Origin of the sequence: Tenacibaculum sp. Ill (assembly GCF_051938915.1) — a bacterium.
GTDB lineage: Bacteria > Bacteroidota > Bacteroidia > Flavobacteriales > Flavobacteriaceae > Polaribacter > Polaribacter larymnensis.
In genome coordinates this window covers 196,122-213,411 of sequence record NZ_JBPSCW010000002.1, presented here as the reverse complement: position 1 = coordinate 213,411, position 17,290 = coordinate 196,122, and the positions used below count along the sequence as shown (strand labels likewise).

At 32.0% G+C, this 17,290-nt stretch carries 16 protein-coding genes; 5 read left to right on the top strand and 11 right to left on the bottom strand.

Features of this window, described 5'->3' with window-relative positions; all coding sequences use genetic code 11:
• Positions 1-2 precede the first annotated feature (2 nt).
• Positions 3-341, bottom strand: coding sequence for a PadR family transcriptional regulator (locus ACTPNM_RS01025; RefSeq protein ID WP_440120239.1), 339 nt, complete (start codon positions 339-341; stop codon positions 3-5).
• Positions 342-490: 149 nt separating this feature from the next.
• Here ACTPNM_RS01025 and ACTPNM_RS01020 point away from each other — a divergent pair, with 149 nt between their 5' ends.
• Together ACTPNM_RS01020 and ACTPNM_RS01015 are read left to right on the top strand one after the other, a co-directional pair.
• On the top strand, positions 491-1,540 hold the full coding sequence (locus ACTPNM_RS01020) for a 2Fe-2S iron-sulfur cluster-binding protein (RefSeq protein WP_440120238.1): 1,050 nt from the start codon (positions 491-493) through the stop codon (positions 1,538-1,540).
• Between the two features lie 21 nt (positions 1,541-1,561).
• Complete coding sequence (locus ACTPNM_RS01015) at positions 1,562-2,239, top strand: LysE family translocator (protein WP_440120237.1); 678 nt, start codon at positions 1,562-1,564, stop codon at positions 2,237-2,239.
• On the opposite strand, the gene mgtE is transcribed toward ACTPNM_RS01015, so the two are convergent.
• The 4 genes from mgtE to ACTPNM_RS00995 form a co-directional block, all read right to left on the bottom strand.
• A complete protein-coding gene (mgtE, locus tag ACTPNM_RS01010) occupies positions 2,236-3,585 on the bottom strand; it encodes a magnesium transporter (protein ID WP_440120236.1) in 1,350 nt (449 codons plus the stop codon). The genes ACTPNM_RS01015 and mgtE overlap by 4 nt on opposite strands.
• An 88-nt stretch (positions 3,586-3,673) precedes the next feature.
• Complete coding sequence (gene rsmA, locus ACTPNM_RS01005; protein WP_440120235.1) at positions 3,674-4,477, bottom strand: 16S rRNA (adenine(1518)-N(6)/adenine(1519)-N(6))-dimethyltransferase RsmA; 804 nt, start codon at positions 4,475-4,477, stop codon at positions 3,674-3,676.
• A 62-nt stretch (positions 4,478-4,539) separates the two neighbouring features.
• On the bottom strand, positions 4,540-4,869 hold the full coding sequence (locus ACTPNM_RS01000) for a DUF4286 family protein (RefSeq protein WP_099215038.1): 330 nt from the start codon (positions 4,867-4,869) through the stop codon (positions 4,540-4,542).
• Between the two features lie 44 nt (positions 4,870-4,913).
• Entirely contained in the window at positions 4,914-6,689 is a 1,776-nt protein-coding gene (locus tag ACTPNM_RS00995; protein WP_440120234.1) for a tetratricopeptide repeat protein, read from the bottom strand.
• A 176-nt stretch (positions 6,690-6,865) separates the two neighbouring features.
• Here ACTPNM_RS00995 and ACTPNM_RS00990 point away from each other — a divergent pair, with 176 nt between their 5' ends.
• Complete coding sequence (locus ACTPNM_RS00990; protein ID WP_176550555.1) at positions 6,866-7,009, top strand: hypothetical protein; 144 nt, start codon at positions 6,866-6,868, stop codon at positions 7,007-7,009.
• Between the two features lie 91 nt (positions 7,010-7,100).
• Here the strand turns inward: ACTPNM_RS00990 and serS are convergent, their stop codons facing one another.
• The 3 genes from serS to ACTPNM_RS00975 all read right to left on the bottom strand — a co-directional run bounded on the left by serS (position 7,101) and on the right by ACTPNM_RS00975 (position 9,764).
• Positions 7,101-8,375, bottom strand: coding sequence for a serine--tRNA ligase (serS, locus tag ACTPNM_RS00985; RefSeq protein WP_440120233.1), 1,275 nt, complete (start codon positions 8,373-8,375; stop codon positions 7,101-7,103).
• Positions 8,376-8,441: 66 nt separating this feature from the next.
• Entirely contained in the window at positions 8,442-8,726 is a 285-nt protein-coding gene (locus ACTPNM_RS00980) for a helix-turn-helix domain-containing protein (protein ID WP_099215041.1), read from the bottom strand.
• A gap of 99 nt (positions 8,727-8,825) precedes the next feature.
• The gene (locus ACTPNM_RS00975; protein WP_440120232.1) at positions 8,826-9,764 is read right to left on the bottom strand and encodes a bifunctional riboflavin kinase/FAD synthetase; all 939 of its coding nucleotides are present in this window, start codon (positions 9,762-9,764) and stop codon (positions 8,826-8,828) included.
• Between the two features lie 193 nt (positions 9,765-9,957).
• Between ACTPNM_RS00975 and ACTPNM_RS00970 the strand changes: the two genes are divergently transcribed.
• Together ACTPNM_RS00970 and ACTPNM_RS00965 are read left to right on the top strand one after the other, a co-directional pair.
• Positions 9,958-12,666 carry a TonB-dependent receptor gene (locus ACTPNM_RS00970; protein WP_440120231.1) on the top strand — a complete coding sequence of 903 codons (2,709 nt, stop codon included), beginning with the start codon at positions 9,958-9,960 and terminating at the stop codon, positions 12,664-12,666.
• 11 nt (positions 12,667-12,677) lie between these two features.
• Positions 12,678-14,327, top strand: a complete 1,650-nt coding sequence (locus tag ACTPNM_RS00965) for an SGNH/GDSL hydrolase family protein (protein WP_440120230.1) — start codon at positions 12,678-12,680, stop codon at positions 14,325-14,327.
• Between the two features lie 31 nt (positions 14,328-14,358).
• Here the strand turns inward: ACTPNM_RS00965 and ACTPNM_RS00960 are convergent, their stop codons facing one another.
• The 3 genes from ACTPNM_RS00960 to ACTPNM_RS00950 all read right to left on the bottom strand — a co-directional run bounded on the left by ACTPNM_RS00960 (position 14,359) and on the right by ACTPNM_RS00950 (position 17,274).
• Positions 14,359-14,586: a hypothetical protein gene (locus ACTPNM_RS00960; RefSeq protein WP_440120229.1), complete on the bottom strand. Its 228-nt coding sequence runs from the start codon at positions 14,584-14,586 to the stop codon at positions 14,359-14,361.
• A 152-nt stretch (positions 14,587-14,738) separates the two neighbouring features.
• Positions 14,739-16,286: a glycine--tRNA ligase gene (locus ACTPNM_RS00955; RefSeq protein WP_440120228.1), complete on the bottom strand. Its 1,548-nt coding sequence runs from the start codon at positions 16,284-16,286 to the stop codon at positions 14,739-14,741.
• Positions 16,287-16,395: 109 nt separating this feature from the next.
• Positions 16,396-17,274, bottom strand: a complete 879-nt coding sequence (locus tag ACTPNM_RS00950; RefSeq protein WP_440120227.1) for a hypothetical protein — start codon at positions 17,272-17,274, stop codon at positions 16,396-16,398.
• Positions 17,275-17,290 lie beyond the last annotated feature (16 nt).

Here is a 17,290-nt window from a genome sequence, read left to right as displayed (position 1 = left end):
TTTTATTCGAAACTAAACTTAGGGTTTACCAATTGTTGCATGGTGTTTAAAAACTCTTGCATTTCTGAAAGACGATTTGCGGTTTCTTTAGTACCATTTTCAGTAAGCTTGTAATATTTACGTAAACGATTTCCTACTTTGGCTACTTCAACATCTAGTAGACCTTCAGCTTCTAACTTATGTAATGCAGGATACAAAGCTCCTTCAGTAATTTTTAATTCTCCTTTAGTAAGTTCTTTTACTTTTTGAGTGATTTCATATCCGTACATTTTATCATTTTGAGCTAATAACTTCAAAATAATAGTCTGTAATGATCCTTTGTATAGTTTTTGGTTTCCCATAATTATGAGTTTTCTTATACCTAAGAATTTTAGGTATACAAATATACATAATTTTCTTATGTATAAAACTCTTGTATATATTTTTTATAAAAACCCTAACTTTTCTTCTTCTTGAGTTTCTTATTTTTGTAACTCTTTAAAAAGATCAAATGTCTACATTTCATAAACTACGTATAGAAAAAATAATAAAAGAAACGGCAGATGCTGTATCTATTTTATTTGATATTCCAGCAGAACTAAAAGATAACTACACTTTTGTTGCTGGTCAATATATTACCATAAAAGCTATCTTAGACGATAAGGAAATAAGAAGAGCTTATTCTATTTGTGCTTCTCCAAACAGTAAGCAAATTAAAGTTGCTGTAAAAGCAGTTGATCATGGAAAATTTTCAACCTATGCAACTACTAAGCTAAAAGAAGATACTTATTTAGAGGTTTCTGAACCAGAAGGTAAATTTATTTTAGAGCCTCAAGCACAAAAAAACTATCTTGCTTTTGCCGCAGGAAGTGGAATTACTCCAGTTTTATCAATGGTAAAAACGGTGCTAGAGAATGAACCTACTTCAACAGTTACACTAGTTTTTGGAAATAAAAAAGCAGAAAGCACAATTTTTTATGATGAGTTAAATGAGTTAGCTGAAAAGTATTCTTCTCAATTAAACTTACACTATGTGTTTAGTCAAGAAGTAAGAACTGACTGCAAATTTGGTAGAATCGATAAAGGACATGTAAATTATTTTGTAAATAATATTCACAAGGATATTTCTTTTAATTCTGCATATTTATGCGGTCCTGAAGAAATGATTCAAACAGTTTCTAACACACTTCAAGAAGATGGTTTTGATGAAAGAGACATTTATTTTGAATTATTTACCGCTACCATTTCAGATGAAGAAGCAGCATTAAATATTCCTGATGGAAAATCAGAGATTAAAGTAGTGTTAGATGATGAAGAACACACTTTTATGATGGAGAAAACCGATACGGTTTTAGCAGCTTCTTTACGCAACAAGTTAGACGCTCCATATTCTTGTCAAGGAGGAGTTTGTAGTAGTTGTATAGCAAAAGTTACGGAAGGAAAAGCTGTAATGGCAAAAAACTCTATTTTAACTGATGACGAATTAGAAGAGGGTTTAATACTTACATGTCAAGCACACCCAACTACACAGAAAATAGTGGTAGATTTTGACGATGTTTAGGTAAAATCGTAACTTTATAGAATGGATTTTTACGACTTTAAAAACGCATTTTTTGTAGGTGTTTTCATGGCTTTTATGATAGGCCCCGTGTTTTTTATGCTGATTAAAACCAGTATTTTAAAAGGAGCTAGAGCAGCTATAGCCTTTGATGTGGGTGTAATCTTAGGAGACATCTCTTTTATGTTAATAGCTTATTTTGGAAGTAGGAGTCTGCTAGAAAAAATAAAAGATGATCCGCGTTTATTTCTTATCGGAGGGTTGGTACTAATTGTTTATGGATTAATTACTTATTTAGATAAAAACAATAAGAAAGAAGCAAAAGCTCCCGATGTTGTTTTACCTGTAAGTAATAATTATTTAAAACTCCTTTTTAAAGGCTTTTTCTTAAATTTTATAAACATAGGAGTATTAGCTTTTTGGCTGGGATTAATTGTGGTTATAGGACCAACGTATGATATGAATCCGAAGTATTTGGTTTGGTATTTTGGTACTGTAATAGCAGGTTACGCAATTACAGATTTAGGAAAAATATTACTAGCTAAACAACTTAAGAGTAGGTTAACCCCATTAGTTATTTATCGAATAAAACGTGGAATGGGAGTGTTATTAATCGTTTTTGGTGCTGTGTTAATGCTAAAAGGATTTATTCCTGAAAGTAAGATTGATAACCTGATTGAGAAAGTAGAATCGCTAGATTAAAAGCCAATAATCATTTTTGCTATCCAAAAATAGATTAAAATCCCAAAAATATCATTACTCGTTGTAATAAATGGTCCAGTAGCAATTGCAGGGTCAATACCTCTTTTATCTAAAAATAATGGAATAAAAGTACCCACCAAACCAGCTACAATAATTACCGTAAATAACGAAGATGAAATAGCAGAGGCAATTGTTATATCTCCTTTCCAAATCCAAATAAAGAAAAACAAGATAACAGCCAAAACAAGCCCATTTACAGCGGCTAAAGACATTTCTTTTAATAACCTATTAGTAACACTTCCTTTTACATCATCGTTAGCTAAACCTTGTACAATAATTGCTGAAGATTGTACCCCAACATTACCAGCCATAGCTGCAATAAGAGGTGTAAACATAAAAAGAATAGCATTTTCTTCTAATGCACCTTCAAAAAAGCCCATAATTCTTGCAGCTCCAATACCTCCAATTAAACCTAGGAACAACCATGGTAATCGAGCTCGGGTTAACTGTAAAATGCTATCTTCAGAGTCAACATCTTGGGTAATACCTGCTGCTAATTGATAATCTTTTTCAGCTTCCTCTTTAATTACATCAACAATATCATCAATAGTAATTCTACCCACTAAAACACCTAATTCATCCACAACAGGAATAGCTTCTAAGTCATATTTACGCATAATGTTAGCTACGTCTTCCGCTTCATCGTGTACATGAACAAAATCTACTTTAGGAATATAAACATCCGAAATTTTAGAACGAGTAGAAGCCATTAACAAGTCTTTTAACGATAAACGCCCTTTTAACTTACCTTCATCATCAACCACATAAATAGAATGAACTCTAGTAACCTCTTCTGCTTGCTGACGCATTTTTTTAACACAGGTAAGTACATTCCAATTCTCATTTACTTTTACAAGCTCTTTTGCCATTAATCCACCAGCAGAATCTTCATCATATCGTAGTAATTCTACAATTTCTTTAGCATGTTCACGGTCTTCAATTTTTCGAATTACATCTTGTTTTCGTTCTTCAGGAAGTTCAGCAATAACATCGGCAGCATCATCGGTATCAAGTTCATTAACCTCTTCGGCAATTTCTTTGGCAGATAGTTGTTCAAAAACTTTTTCACGAACTTCTTCATCAACTTCCATTAATACATCCGAAGTTGTTTCACTATCTAATAAACGTATAATGTAAACTGCTTCTTCAAAAGTAAGTTCATCTAAAACTTCAGCAATATCAGCGTAGTGAATATCTGAAAAAACCTCAGAAAGAGCTGTGTCTTTTTGTTGCTGAATCAGTTCTTTTACGTTTTCTAATAAGTCTTTTGTGATTTCTAATGCCATTGCTTGCAATTTTGCTCGATAATCGAGGTTTTGAATATGTTGAAATCTAATTCAAAAAGAAGACTTGTTCTTATCTAAAAAAGGACTCTTAACTATTGTTTTGAGCTATCTTTTGTGTCAACTCAATGAATTTTTGCACCGACAACTGTTCCGGACGCATCGCAAATATAGGGTCTTCTTTTAAGGTATCCGAAAGATTAAAAGATTTTAAACTGGAACGTAACATTTTTCTTCGTTGATTAAAAGCTGTTTTTACCACTCTAAAAAATAATTTTTCATCAACAGGAAGTGTGTAGTTTTCTTTTCTGATAAGTCTAATAACTCCAGAATCTACTTTTGGCGGTGGATTGAATACAGAAGGAGGTACGGTAAATAAGTATTCAGCATCATAAAAAGCTTGCGTTAATACCGAGAGTATTCCGTAAGTTTTACTTCCTTCTTTTTCAGCAATTCGCTGAGCAACTTCCTTTTGAAACATTCCTGAAAATTCTGGAACAAATTCGCGGTTTTCAATAGCTTTAAAAACAATTTGTGATGAAATGTTGTATGGAAAGTTCCCGATAATTGCTACTTGCTGATTTTTGAAAATTTCAGTGAAATCTTTCTTTAAAAAATCACCTTCAATAATGGTAAACTTTTCTTTTGAAGTATTTAGTTTTATGTGCTCAACAGGAAATGTTTCTTGTAAATAGGTTACTGACTCTGAATCTAACTCCATTACCGTAACTTTTGGTTTTTTCTCTAACAAATATTTAGTTAGAACTCCCATACCAGGACCAATTTCTAATACGTCATCGTATCCTTTTTCGGTTAACGAATCGGAAATTTTCTTAGCGATGTTTTCATCGTTTAAAAAATGTTGTCCTAAATGTTTTTTTGCTCTTACGGTCATAGATTCAGTTTAATAGATTTTTCTATACGTAATACGTTTAGAATCTTGGTTTTGGGTCTTAACTAATTACTATTTACTGTAGGGAAAAACTCATTTACTACTTTTAATTCAGTACGGAAAGCTAGCATTTTATCAGCAAATTTTTTTAATCCGTCGTTACGTAGTTTGTCTGCACTATGTTTATAATAGTTGTCTAAATCTTCACGTGTTTTAGCGGTATATTGAATAGAGTAGGTAATACCTCCCATTTCTTCTTCAACCAACACTTGTGTCATTTTAGCACTTAAAAAGTGTCCTGTTGCTAATACTTCAGGTATATGGCTTTCAATCCAAGTTAACCATTCAGCATGTATACTTTCGTCTATATTTATTGTTACGTTGTATATGTACATATTTTTAATTTTAAAAATGAAGTAAAAGGAACATCTTCAGTTTTTTAAATGTCGTCTCCTCTTAATTTTCTAAACTTTTTTCGGGCTTCTACTAGGTAGATACTCGATGGGTGGTCAAAAATAATCTTTTGATAGTATTCTTTAGCCTTTTCTGGATTATTTAATTCATTGTTATATAATTCAGCCATGTGATAATATACATCGTCAACATAAATTCCTTCTTTATCCAAGGCAGTTATCTTGGCATAATTTAAAATGGCTTCATCATATTGTTTCTTTTTAACAAATAGTTGAGCTTGTTTAAATAATGCTTCATCTTCAATAGATTGCCCACCGTAATTAGCAATTATAGTACTTAAAATAGCAATTGCTTCGTCATTTTTATTTTGATAAGCTAACAGGTCAGCTTTGGCATACTCTTTTAAACCAGTACCAATACTATCTTTAGGCTCGTTATCTGAAATTGTCAAGAACAAATCGGCAGCATCGTTAGCAATAAGTTGTGTTGCTGATCCTTTTAAAACTTTTAGTTGAGCCTTTGCCCAAGTAAAATCATTTTTAAAATAAGAAGCTTGTGCTACTTTAAAGCGGGCTTCTTGACCTATATAATTGTTTTTAAATAGCGTTTGAACTTGAGAAAAATAAATTAATCCTTTGTTAAATTTACCCATATATACAAAAACATCACCAAGCTTAAGTTTTATAGTTGCTTTTATAAACTTTGAATTGGTAAAATTTAAGGCATTTTTTAAAATAACAGATGCTTCTTGTGGGGTGTTTTTTGTAAACGTTAAATAATTAGCGTACTCTATTTGTGTGAAAAGTGTTTTGGAGTTAATTCCATATTCTTTAAAAATAGCATTAAAACGCTCATCTACATCAGGTTGTTTTGTCTCAATTGCTATTTTAAGGTTGTTATTTATAGCTTTAAACTTGTCTCTAGGGTAATTCGTTTTTTCAATAATAAGATCAAAACACTCTTTTGCAGTTTCGTAGTCTTTGTTCTCTAGAGATATTTTACCTAAATCATTAATTTTACCTAAATTATCAGGGTCTCTTGCAAGTAATGCCTTGTTTTGAATAAGGGCTTTGCTGTATTGTTTTTGCCTAATAAATAACCAAGAAAGTAAATCATTCCAAATGTCTTTAGGGTTACTTATAGATTTTCGTAATAGTGCTTTTTTGAATAAAACATTGTTCTCATCTTCGCTATCATCAGTTAAATATTTACCAGCATAACGTTTTACATTGTTGAGGTAGCCACTATTTTTGTCAACCAAATCAATGTATGATTTGAACATTTGTTCAAAATCTCCTTTTTCACCATAAATTTGTGCCAATTGAAACCCATAATTAGCTTTTGGGTTAATTTCCATTACTTTATTAAAAGCTTCAATAGCTAAATCTAATTTACTATAGTTTTTAAACAAGCCAGCGATTAAAGAACCGTAATTTGCTTTTTTATTGATGGATTCGATTGCTTTTTGATAATATTTATTAGCGTCTTCTATTTTTTCTTGTCGTTCACTATTATAACCTAGAATTACATATAAGTAAGATAAATTAGGTTTTTCTTTTAGTTTTTGAGTGAGTAAATTTTCAGCAGTAGTAAATTGTTCTGTCTCCTGATAACAAGTGATTAACTTTTTTAAATAAGTTGTGTTATATGGGCTTTGATCGTATAATCTTTTATATAACTGAATTGCCTTTTCATATTCATTATTTCTAAAATAATTTTCAGCAATGATAAATTCGTTTTGCTGTGCTTGGCAAAACAAACTTAAAATCAGTAAATTAAATAAAATAATGGCTTTTTTCATTTTGAAAATTTTAAGCGTTGTGTTTTTGTGCTTAATTCAGTTAAGAGGGTTTTGTCTATCAAAAATACAGAAGATAATTGTTAAAATACTATTAAAAGAGGTGCTTTTTTGAAAAGCAGTGTAACATTTTGGCACGAACTTTGTCTTATTAGTAAAACAACTAAACAATGTAAACTATGAGAAACTTTACGACACAATATGAAATAGCAAAGCAGAATGCAAATGAGTTTATGAGAAAAGGTCAAATAACTCAATATTTTGAAGCATTGCTAGAAATGAATAAGTACAAGAGATTAATGGTAGCGGTAGTTGCCAACTAAACATATTTTTTTCAATGGGGATTGATTAATTAAAAATCCCAAGCATCGTAATTGAGGCTTGGGATTTTTTCATTTTTATATTTAAGATTGATTAATCAATCATATCAAAACCACAATAAGGAACTAATACTTCAGGAATTTTAATTCCGTTTTCAGTTTGATAATTCTCTAAAATACCAGCAAGTACACGAGGTAATGCTAAAGAACTTCCGTTTAAAGTGTGTACTAATTGACTTTTTCCTTCTTTGTTTTTAAAACGTAACTTTAAACGATTTGCTTGAAAAGTTTCAAAGTTTGAAGCAGAACTAATTTCTAACCAACGTTCTTGAGCTGTAGAATATAATTCAAAGTCAAATGTAAGGGCAGAGGTAAACCCTGTATCTCCACCACAAAGACGTAAAATACGGTATGGTAATTTTAGCTCACGTAAAATTTCTTTGATATGTTCAACCATTCCATTTAAAGCATTATATGAATTGTCAGGGTGTTCAACACGAACAATCTCAACTTTATCAAATTGGTGTAAACGATTTAATCCACGAACATGAGCTCCATAACTTCCAGCTTCACGACGGAAACAAGGAGTATAGCCTGTAACTGCAATAGGTAAATCAGCTTCTTTTACTAAATCACCTCTAAACATATTAGTTACTGGAACTTCAGCGGTAGGGATTAAGTATAAGTTATCTCCAGTTACATGATACATTTGTCCTTCTTTGTCAGGTAATTGACCTGTACCAAAACCTGAAGCTTCATTTACTAAATGAGGAACTTGTACCTCGTTATATCCAGCTGCTGTGTTTTTATCTAAGAAGTAATTAATTAAAGCACGTTGTAAACGAGCTCCTTTTCCTTTATACACAGGAAAACCAGCACCCGTAATTTTGGCACCTAAATCAAAATCAATAATATCATACTTTTTCGCTAATTCCCAGTGAGGTAATGCTTTTTCTCCTAAATCAGGAATAATTCCTTCTTTAAAAATTTCTTCGTTATCCTCTTCACTTTTTCCTGCTTTTACAGAAGGATGAGGAATATTAGGGATTTGGTACAACAATTCGTTTAACTTATCAGCAGCAGAGTTTAATTCTTCTGTTAATTGTTTAGATTGCTCTTTTAATTCACCTGTTTTTGCTTTAAGTTGATTTGCTTCTTCAACTTTTCCAGACTTAAAAAGTCCCCCAATTTCTTTGGATATTTTGTTCGATTCAGCTAAGACATTATCTAAAGAAACTTGTGTAGCTCTACGCGTTTCATCAGCAGTTAATACTTCTTCAATAATTGTTTCGGCATCAGCAAAATTACGTTTTGCTAATCCGTCTAAAACAGTTTGTTTGTTTTCTCTAATAAACTGAACCTGTAACATCTTTTTAATTTTTTAAGAAAAGCAAAGATAAAAGAAGCTATAGACTTAAGCAATGTGTTTTGTGTACTAAATTTCTTCGAGCATCATAAAGAAGTCAGATAAAGTAATGTTGAAATAATCACATATTTTCTGAAGAGTGGTAATAGTGACATTTGTTTTTCCTTGTTCTATTCTTGCCAAATGTATTCCAGTATCAATATAAAACTCATTTGAAGTAATATGATACTCTTCTCTTAAAGTTTTTACGCAAAGGGCCACCTTTTTTAAGGTTACCTCATTTTTTGACAGCATTATTCTTTTTCGATACAAAATCTTAAAAACATATGAAATACATAATGACATACTTGTCATTATGTGGGTTTTAAAAAAATTAACTTTGTATGCAGTTACGTCAATAATACTAATTCTAAAGCTATTTGAAACCGGGGGGCTTTGAGTATGATTTTAAGGTTAGACTTTGGCGTAACTTTTTAAAAAGAGCATTGAATTTTGCTTGTCTTTTTTTAATTGAGAAATTAAGCCAGAAACAGAATCGAACTTTTGTTCGTCTCTTAAATAGTAAAGTAGCTCAATAGTTAACTCTTTACCATATAAATTTTGGTTAAAATTGAAATAATGTACTTCAATTGTTTGATGCTCTCCATCAACTGTTGGTCGATTACCAATATTCATCATTCCATAAACAGTAGTGTTATCAATAGTAGACTTTACTATATAAACACCTGTTTTAGGAATTAACTTATAATCTTCAGGTATGTCAATATTTGCGGTAGGAAAACCTATTTTTCCACCTAGCTGTTTTCCATTCACAACTTTTCCAGTAAGTGAAAAGTTATACCCTAAGTAATTATTAGCAGTTTTTAAATGTCCGTTAGCAAGGGCTTTTCTAATTTTGGTAGAACTAACTGAGACTTCGTCAATGTCTTGGGCAGGAATTTCTTCAACAGTAAAATCATATAAGTGAGAATACTCAGTTAATTGTTCAATATTACCTTCTCTATTTTTTCCAAAATGATGATCGTAACCAATAATCAATTTAGATATATTCAGTTGGTTTACTAAAATATCACGAACAAAATCTAAAGCGGTAAGTCTTGAAAATTCTCTACTAAAAGGATGAATAATTAAATAATCTAATCCTAATTTTTCGAGGTGTTGAGCTCTTTCATCAATAGTATTTATTAGTTTAATGGAAACATCTTTTTGTAATACCATCCTTGGGTGAGGAAAAAATGTTAGCAATACCGATTTTTTATTACTAGCTTTTGCTTCACTAACTAGTTTCTCAATAATTTTTTGATGCCCAATATGCACTCCATCAAAAGTACCGATGGTGACCATTGTTTTTTGAGAAGGGGTAAGATCAAAAATAGAATGTATAATTTCCAAGACTACTAATAAGTTTAGGCAAAAATACAATTTGTATAAGATGATAAATAATAAATTAAGAAATAAAATATAAAATTAGTTTTTGGTAAGTTTTTGTCTTTATAATTACTATAATTACAAAAAAAGAGGGTAAATATTTCGCAAATGAAAAAAAATTGTATTTTGCACTACAGTTAACAAATTATTTTACATTATGATGAAAAAACTATTACTTGTTGCATTTGTGCTATTTGGTACGGCAATGATGGTTGCTCAAACTACCATTACAGGTACGGTTAATGATGCTTCGCTTGGTGGGCCACTACCGGGAGCAAACATTAAAGTTTCGAGAAAAGCAGTAGGAACGTCTACCGATTTTGATGGTAAGTTTACAATGACGGTAACAGATATCCCTCCGTTTACCATTGAAATTTCTTCTTTAGGGTATCAAACAAAAACAGTTGAGATAACAAAAAACAACCAAGTTGTTGAGGTTAGCTTAACAGAAAATGCAACATCTTTAGATGAGGTAGTTGTATCGGCTTCGAGAACTCCAGAACGTGTTATGGAATCACCTGTAACAATTGAACGTTTTGATTCTAGAGCGATTAAGAATACAGCTTCTGCTTCATATTACGATGGATTAGAAAATTTAAAAGGAGTTGATATCAACTCAGGAGGTTTAACATTTAAAACAGTAAACACACGTGGTTTTGCTACGTTTGGTAATGAGCGTTTTGTACAGTTAGTTGATGGTATGGATAACGCTTCTCCAGCACTTAACTTTGCTATTGGAAACTTATTAGGAATTTCTGAAGTAGATGTAAAAAGTGTTGAAATTTTACCAGGAGCAGCTTCAGCTTTATATGGGGCTAATGCATTTAACGGTATTATGTTAATGCGTAGTGAAAACCCATTTAATGAACAAGGTATTAGTGTTGGTTTAAAAACTGGCTTAACTAGTCAAGAAGCAGCAGGAGATAATGGATATTATGATGCTACAATTAAAATGGCACATGCTTTTGATGATTACTTTGCAGTTAAAGCTAGCTTTTCTTATTTGAAAGGAGAAGAATGGCATGCAACTGATTATAGAAATACAACAGGTATTGGAGGTACATACATTCCAGGAATGAGTCATAATGATGATCCTAACTATGATGGTGCAAATGTATATGGAGATGAGGTTTCTGTTGATTTAGGAGGAGCTATTGGAAAAGTTAGTAGAACAGGATATAGAGAAGTAGACTTAATGTCTAACGAAGCTAAAAGTGTAAAATTCAATGGAGCTATTCATTACCGCCCTCTAGGTAATGACCGTGTTGAAATTATTTGGAATTCTAAATACGGTAGAGGTAATACTATCTATCAAGGACAAAACCGTTACAATTTAGCTAACTTCTTTATGGAGCAACATAAATTAGAAGTAAGAGGTAAAAACTTCTTCATAAGAGGGTATTATGCAGGAGAAGATGCAGGTGATTCTTATGATACTCGTTTTGCTGCAATTAATATTAATAGCAAATGGAAATCTAACACAGATTGGTTTGGACAATATGCAGCAGCATACTTAGGTGCTATACCAGGTGTTCCTGCTTCTAATCATGCAGCGGCAAGAGCAGTAGCTGATAGTGGAAGACCAGAACCGGGTTCTGCTGAGTTTACAAGATTATTTAATGAAGTAACAGCTGACCCAGATTTATTAACAGGGTCAAAGTTTAGAGATAATACAAGCTACTATCATGCAGATGGTAACTTAAACTTACGTGATTATATCGATTGGGCAGAGGTTCAAGTAGGAGGTTCATATAGACAATATAGATTAAACTCTTATGGAACTATTTATACTGATAGTGACGGTCCAATTAAATATGGAGAGTATGGATTATATACTCAAATTCAGAAAAAAATGATGGATGATCGTTTAAAATTTACAGGGTCTATTCGTTATGATAAGTCTGATAATTTTGATGGAAACGTTACACCTAGAGTTTCTTTAGCTTATGCAGCAGGAGAAAACAAAAACCATAACTTTAGAGCGTCTTTCCAAACAGGTTTCCGTAATCCAACAACGCAAGACCAATATATAGGTTTAGCAACAGGAGCAGGATTTATTTTAGGAACAGCTCCAGATAATATTGGGCGTTTTTCTGCACCAGCAATTACAACAACAGGAAGTTTTGTTTTAACAGGACAAGATGTATTTGATAGAGGTTATTCTGCTAACTCTATAGCAAACGGAAATCCTACTTTGGCAACTACAGATTTAGTAGAGCCAGAAAAAGTAAAATCTTTTGAAGTTGGTTATCGTGCAGCAGTTCCTTTAGGAGAAAATAAGTTGTCTATTGATTTTAGTACATACTATAATATGTATTCTGACTTTATTTCTAATAAAGATGTAGTTGTATTGGTAGATCCAAATACACCAGTAACCGTAGGTAACTTAACGAATAGAGATTTAGTTAGAACATTTAGTGTAAAAACTAATTCAACAGTTGATGTAGATTCTTATGGAGTAGGTTTAGGATTAAACACGAAGGTATTTAATGGGTTTGATGTTGGATTAAACTATACATGGTCTAAGTTTGATTTTGATCAAGCTGCTGACCCTGATTTTGAAGCCGGATTTAATACGCCAGAACATAAAGTAAAAATGCAATTTGGACACACAAATTTATTTGAAAACTTTGGATTTAATGTAAGTGCTCGTTGGCAAAATGAGTTCTACTGGCAGTCTACTTTCTTAGAAGGTACTGTAGAGGAAAGAACAGTTCTTGATGCTCAAATTAACTATTCTGTTCCTTCAATTAAGTCGGTGTTTAAAGTAGGAGGGTCTAATTTAACAGGTGAAGAATACTTAAGTGCACCTGGAGTAGGAGCGGTAGGTTCTCAATACTACATTTCTTGGACTATCAACAACTAAAAAAAGAAACAATGAAAAATACAATTAAATATACTTTTTTGTCTGCATTATTTCTAGGTTTAGCCGCCTGTGATGTAGATAATACATTACCTGAAATTAAAGGAGAAGCAGAAAGTACTGTAGCATTGCAGGCTGGTAGCGTAGATTTTTCTAATTATGTCGCTGTAGGAGCTTCCTTTACAGCAGGCTTTTCAGATGGAGCTTTATTTAAAGCTTCTCAAGAAAATTCTTTTCCAAATATATTAGCTAGTAAGTTTGCTATGGTAGGCGGAGGAGATTTTACACAGCCTCTAATGAGTGATAACATAGGTGGTTTTTTAATAGCCGGGGTAGAAAAAGCTGAACCAAGGTTTTATTTTAATGGAACTGGACCTACAAGGTTATCAGCAACTCCAACTACTGAAATAGGAAATATACAGGCAGGACCTTATAGTAATATGGGGGTGCCAGGAATAAAAAGTTTTCATTTAGGAGTAGAAGGTTATGGAGCATTAGCAGCTTTACCAAATGCTAACCCTTATTATGTAAGAATGGCATCTAACCCTATGGCAAGTGTTATACAAGATGTGTTAATGCAACAACCAACATTTTTTACATTATCTGAAATAGGAGGAAATGATGTTTTAGGTTATTCTATTGCTGGTGGTGTAGGTGAAGATCATAATGAAACAGGAAATGTAGATCCAACAACTTATGGAATAAATGATATTACAAACTCTAATGTTTTTGCTTCAGTTTTTTCAAGTACTGTAGACGCTTTAGCAGCAGGAGATAGAAAAGGAGTTGTAGCTAATTTACCATATATAACATCGTTACCTTACTTTACTACAGTACCTTATGCACCATTAGATCCTAGTAACCCTGATTTTGGAGCACAAATTCCGACATTAAATAATGTTTTTGGGGCAATTAATGGAGTTTTTGAAGCAATTGGTGTTCCAGAACGATCAATAGTTTTTGCTACAGATGCTGCAAGTGCAGTTGTAATTAAAGATGAGTCTTTAGAAGATAAAACAGCTCAAATAGTTGGCGCTTTATTAGCAAGTCCTACATTCCCTCCTTTTGTGGCAAGTTTCGGATTACCTACTGATGCAACTACATTACAAAAAGTAGCAGGTTTATTAGGTACTTATTACGGTCAAGCAAGACAAGCAACAGAAGAAGATTTATTAGTATTACCAAGTAGTACTATAATAGGAGAGGTAAATACTGATTCTGTAGAATTTTTAATGTTACAAGGTCTACCAGAACAGTTAGCAGGAATGTTTTCTGTAGAAGGAGTTTCACTACCTCTTGAAGACAAATGGGTGTTAACTCAAGATGAAGTAAGTAGAGTTAAGAGTGCTACAGATTCATATAATGCAACTATTAAAGCGGTAGCCGAAGCTAAAGGTTTAGCTTTTGTAGATTTTAAAGCTATTTTACAAGAAGCCTCTACATCTGGGTTAGAGTTTGGAAATTATAATATGAATACTAGTTTAGTAACTGGTGGTTTAGTCGGTTTAGACGGAGTTCATTTAACTGGTAGAGGGTATGCATTAATGGCTAATAAAATGTTAGCTGCTATTGATGCTACATACGGATCTAATTTTACTATAGGTAAAGATGGTTTAGCTAAACCAGATGATTACCCAACAAATTACTCACCTACTTTACAATAGTGAGCAAAATATAAAGTAAAAAAGCTGAAGATTAATCTTCAGCTTTTTTTTTGTCCTTATCAGAGTTCATAACGTACTTTTTGTACTTACCATCTTTATATCTATGGTAAATAAATAAAGGCATTAATATAAATGACATATATAAAACTCCTAAACCCATTACTATTTGTGCTTTAGGGTGCTCTGTGTTTAAAAGATAAGCACCAGTTATCATCCAAAGTAAAAAGATGATAAATAATATTTTAAGTACAGTTTTCATCTGTTCCCTATTTTATCGGTTAGTTATGATCTAATATTAAAAACCTTATTTAATATTAAGATTCGTATGTGAAAAAATTATTTACTATTGCAAAAATAAAAATCCTAAACAGTTACGTTTAGGATTCTTGCTTTATTTTGTCGTTTTAAGATTTATGCTTCCATTTTTTGTAACCAAGAACGTACATCTACCTCTTGTTTAATAATGTTGCTTAATTCTTCTATTTTAACACGTTTTTGCTCCATAGTATCTCTATGACGAATGGTAACAGTATTGTCTTCTAAAGTATCATGGTCTACTGTAATACAGAAAGGTGTACCAACAGCGTCTTGACGACGATATCTTCTTCCAACAGCATCTTTTTCATCATAAACAACATTAAAGTCCCATTTTAAATCGTCAACAATTTTACGAGCGATTTCTGGTAAACCGTCTTTTTTAACCAATGGTAAAATAGCTGCTTTGGTAGGTGCTAAAACTGCAGGTAATTTTAAAACTGTTCTAGTTGAACCGTTTTCAAGTTCTTCTTCTTGTAAAGAGTTAGAGAAAACAGCTAAGAACATTCTGTCTAAACCAATTGAAGTTTCAATTACGTAAGGAACATAACTAGTATTGTCTTCATGATCGAAGTACTGTAGTTTTTTACCAGAAAACTTTTCATGCTGACTTAAGTCAAAATCAGTACGAGAATGAATTCCTTCTAATTCTTTGAATCCAAAAGGAAAATTAAATTCAATATCAGCAGCAGCATCAGCATAATGAGCTAATTTATCATGATCGTGGAAACGGTAGTTTTCTTCTCCCATTTCTAACGACATATGCCATTTTAAACGGGTTTCTTTCCATTTTTCATACCATTCCATTTGAGTGCCTGGTTTTACAAAAAATTGCATTTCCATTTGCTCAAACTCTCGTTGTCTAAATATAAATTGACGCGCAACTATTTCGTTACGAAAAGCTTTACCAGTTTGTGCAATTCCAAAAGGAATTTTCATACGTCCAGTTTTTTGTACGTTTAAAAAGTTTACAAAAATACCTTGTGCTGTTTCAGGTCGTAAATATACTTCTGTAGAACTGTCAGCAGAAGCTCCAAGTTGCGTTCCAAACATTAGGTTAAACTGCTTAACTTCTGTCCAGTTTTTAGAACCAGAAACGGGACATGTTATACCTAAGTCTATAATTAAATTTCTAAACCCTTCTAAGTCGTTTTCCTCCTGAACTCTAGTTAGTTCAACTGTTATTTCGTCAATTTGCTTTTGACGTCTTAAAACGTTAGGATTTGTACTTCTAAATTCATCTTCATTAAAAGCATCACCAAAACGCTTTTTTGCTTTGGTTATATCTTTTTGAATTTTTTCGTTGATTTTTTCTCTAAAATCTTCAACTAAAACATCAGCTCTATAACGTTTTTTAGAGTCTTTATTATCAATTAAAGGATCGTTGAAAGCATCAACGTGGCCTGAGGCTTTCCAAGTAGTTGGGTGCATTAGTATTGCTGCGTCAATACCTACAATGTTTTCGTGCATTTGCACCATTGCTTTCCACCAATAATCACGAATATTTTTCTTTAATTCTACTCCATTTTGAGCATAATCATACACCGCGCTTAAACCATCATAAATTTCAGATGATTGGAACACATAACCGTATTCTTTTGCGTGCGATAATACTTTTTTAAATTGATCTTCTTGTTTTGCCATGTTGCAAAAATAAAATAAGGATTTAAACTAAGGGTATGGAAAAAGAAAAAAGTGAAGAATTAATTAAACTCTTCACTTTTTAGTTGCGTTTTGTGCTTATTATCGTTGTTTATCTTAGTTTTATTATTGTGTTTCCAGAGTAAACACCATCAACAAATGCGCTAATTACATATTTTCCTTTTTTAATATCGTCTCTGTTTACTAATACTAAAGACACAAGGCTTAAACGATTGTTATTATAGTTAATCTCAAGAGAGTCTGTATATTGAACTTTTTGTCCGTTTTTTAGGTCAGTTTTCCCTTTTGGAGCAACTACATTTTTATTTTCATCAGCAATTTGAATATATACGCGTTTTTCACCTGCCGTAGTTATTGGGTTTTCTAACAAATCAAAATTGATTCTAAAAGCATCAGTTCTGCTAGATCTACTTGTAGATGTTAGTTTACCACTACTACGTTCTTTCATAGCAACTGCTTTTACGGGGCTTGTTTTAATAATTCCACCAATAGCAACTTTAGCTTCTAATTCTTTGTTCTTTTCCGTTAAAGTTTCATTTACACTATCTTTTTGTTGTAAAATTTCGTTAGCGATAACATTTTCTTGTGTTAAAGCATCATTAGCACTATTTAGAGAGTCTATTTGAATGAAAAGCTTTTTATTTTCACGCTCTAAGCTTGCAATTCTACTTCTGTATTTTCTTATAAGTCCAAAATTGTCAGACTTTAAGAGTTTGATAGAGTCTCTTAGGTTTTTCATTTTTATTAGCTCTACTTCTAATCTGTCAGCTAAACGTTTTTTTCCAACAACAACATCAGTGTAGTCTTTAATCATTTCATCAAGATCTTGTTGTAATTCAGCTTTTTCTTCTAAGAAAATGTTTTGAAGGTTCTCATTTTCACTTGATTTTTGAAACGAGTAATAAAAAAGGAAAAGAGATAGGATAATTAATACTAAAATTAAAACATTCTTGGTTTTTTGTTGATTCATGGTTTAGGGGGGATTG

Excerpts from the sequence above, each read along its gene's own strand:
- ACTPNM_RS00990 (WP_176550555.1), top strand. The coding sequence starts at position 6,866 with ATGAGAAACTTTACGACACAATATGAAATAGCAAAGCAGAATGCAAAT.
- ACTPNM_RS00950 (WP_440120227.1), bottom strand. The coding sequence starts at position 17,274 with ATGAATCAACAAAAAACCAAGAATGTTTTAATTTTAGTATTAATTATC.
- ACTPNM_RS01000 (WP_099215038.1), bottom strand. The coding sequence starts at position 4,869 with ATGTACATATACAACGTAACAATAAATATAGACGAAAGTATACATGCT.
- ACTPNM_RS01020 (WP_440120238.1), top strand. The coding sequence starts at position 491 with ATGTCTACATTTCATAAACTACGTATAGAAAAAATAATAAAAGAAACG.
- serS (WP_440120233.1), bottom strand. The coding sequence starts at position 8,375 with ATGTTACAGGTTCAGTTTATTAGAGAAAACAAACAAACTGTTTTAGAC.
- mgtE (WP_440120236.1), bottom strand. The coding sequence starts at position 3,585 with ATGGCATTAGAAATCACAAAAGACTTATTAGAAAACGTAAAAGAACTG.
- ACTPNM_RS00995 (WP_440120234.1), bottom strand. The coding sequence starts at position 6,689 with ATGAAAAAAGCCATTATTTTATTTAATTTACTGATTTTAAGTTTGTTT.
- ACTPNM_RS00960 (WP_440120229.1), bottom strand. The coding sequence starts at position 14,586 with ATGAAAACTGTACTTAAAATATTATTTATCATCTTTTTACTTTGGATG.
- ACTPNM_RS01025 (WP_440120239.1), bottom strand. The coding sequence starts at position 341 with ATGGGAAACCAAAAACTATACAAAGGATCATTACAGACTATTATTTTG.
- ACTPNM_RS00965 (WP_440120230.1), top strand. The coding sequence starts at position 12,678 with ATGAAAAATACAATTAAATATACTTTTTTGTCTGCATTATTTCTAGGT.
- ACTPNM_RS01015 (WP_440120237.1), top strand. The coding sequence starts at position 1,562 with ATGGATTTTTACGACTTTAAAAACGCATTTTTTGTAGGTGTTTTCATG.
- ACTPNM_RS00980 (WP_099215041.1), bottom strand. The coding sequence starts at position 8,726 with ATGACAAGTATGTCATTATGTATTTCATATGTTTTTAAGATTTTGTAT.
- ACTPNM_RS00955 (WP_440120228.1), bottom strand. The coding sequence starts at position 16,286 with ATGGCAAAACAAGAAGATCAATTTAAAAAAGTATTATCGCACGCAAAA.
- ACTPNM_RS00970 (WP_440120231.1), top strand. The coding sequence starts at position 9,958 with ATGATGAAAAAACTATTACTTGTTGCATTTGTGCTATTTGGTACGGCA.
- rsmA (WP_440120235.1), bottom strand. The coding sequence starts at position 4,477 with ATGACCGTAAGAGCAAAAAAACATTTAGGACAACATTTTTTAAACGAT.